Origin of the sequence: Variovorax glucosi, from assembly GCF_051216695.1 — a bacterium.
In the GTDB taxonomy this organism is placed as follows: Bacteria; Pseudomonadota; Gammaproteobacteria; order Burkholderiales; family Burkholderiaceae_C; genus Variovorax.
Map to the genome: position 1 here is coordinate 1 of NZ_JBPJZE010000145.1, position 1,322 is coordinate 1,322.

Genomic DNA, 1,322 nt, shown 5'->3' on the forward strand with positions numbered 1-1,322 from the left:
GGCGCACCCGGTGGCGGCCAACGGCGCGAACGATCCGCTGACGCTGCCCGCGTTCCAGGCGATGGCCGAGGCGCTGATGCGCCCCTGAGGCTCAGGCGGCCGCCCGCTCCCGGGCAGTGACCAGAAGGCCGTCCATGATCAGGCTCTCGACCAGCTCGAAGTGCCCGTTCATCACGGGCGCCATCTTCCAGCCCGCGCCGCCGGTCATGTAGCAGGCCGGCTCCATGCCGCAGTGCGAGCGCACGTGCTGCACCATGCGCTCGACCGCGCCGGCGATGGCGTAGGTGCCGCCGCTGGTGAGCGCGTCGCTGGTGTTGGTGGGAAATTCGCGCACCTCGCCGGTGGGCACATGCAGCCCCGCCGTGCCCGACTCCAGCGCGCGCAGCATGATGCCGTGGCCCGGCAGGATCAGGCCGCCGAGGAACTTGCCTTCGGTGTCAATCGCCTCGACAGTCACGGCCGTGCCGATGAGCACCACGACCATCGGCCGCGGAGGCTGCCCCGGCCTCTCGGCCAGCATGCGGTGGCGCGCGCCGATCATCGCCACGAAGCGGTCGGCGCCCAGGCGGGTGGGATGGTCGTAGCCGTTGACGATGCCTGCCTCGCCCGCGCTGGGCATCACCCAACGGGGCGTGCAGTCGAAGCGCTCGACGATCTGTTCTTCGGCGCGGCGCCGCACCGCGTCGCCGGCCACCACGCAGCCCAGCATGGAGCCGGGCGAAGGCAGGTCGGCCCAGGGGCCGTCGGCCAGCCGTTCGATGTGGTCGAGGAATTCGGCGCCCTGCGCCTGCAACGCGGCGCCGGGGCGGGCCGAGTCGTAGAGCGCCCATTTGAGGCGGGTGTTGCCGATGTCGATGGCGAGGAAGGGGGATGACATGCGCGGGATTATTGCGACTTTGTGTCTATTCCTGCTGGCGCGTCGTTGACACACGCGGCATGGGCCTACGCCAGCCCTCGGTGTTCCGCCGCTACATTCGCCAATTCCATCCACCACCGCACAAGGAGAAAGCCATGGGATTGCTGAGTTTCATCAAGGAGGCGGGCGAGAAACTGTTCGGCGGATCGTCGGCTCAGGCCGCCACGCCCGACGCCAATGCGACGGCGGCGGCCGCCATCAAGACGTACATCGAGACGCAGAACCTGGGCCTCACGGGCCTCGATGTGACCTACACGGCCAGCAGCGGCGTGGTCACTCTTGCCGGCCAGGCACCCTCGCAGGAAGCCAGCGAGAAAGCTTCGCTGGCCGCGGGCAACGTGGCGAACGTGACCAGTGTCGAGAACAACCTCGTCGCTCCGGCCGCACCGCCCGCGCAGTATCACGA

At 69.3% G+C, this 1,322-nt stretch carries 2 protein-coding genes; one reads left to right on the forward strand and one right to left on the reverse strand.

The genetic code is table 11. The features are described from left to right. Positions 1–91: 91 nt before the first annotated feature. Positions 92–877 carry a type III pantothenate kinase gene (locus ACSFA3_RS23695; RefSeq protein WP_435507861.1) on the reverse strand — a complete coding sequence of 262 codons (786 nt, stop codon included), beginning with the start codon at positions 875–877 and terminating at the stop codon, positions 92–94. Positions 878–1,011: 134 nt separating this feature from the next. Between ACSFA3_RS23695 and ACSFA3_RS23700 the strand changes: the two genes are divergently transcribed. Next, positions 1,012–1,322 (forward strand): BON domain-containing protein (locus tag ACSFA3_RS23700; protein WP_435507862.1); only part of this gene is annotated, 311 nt, incomplete at its 3' end.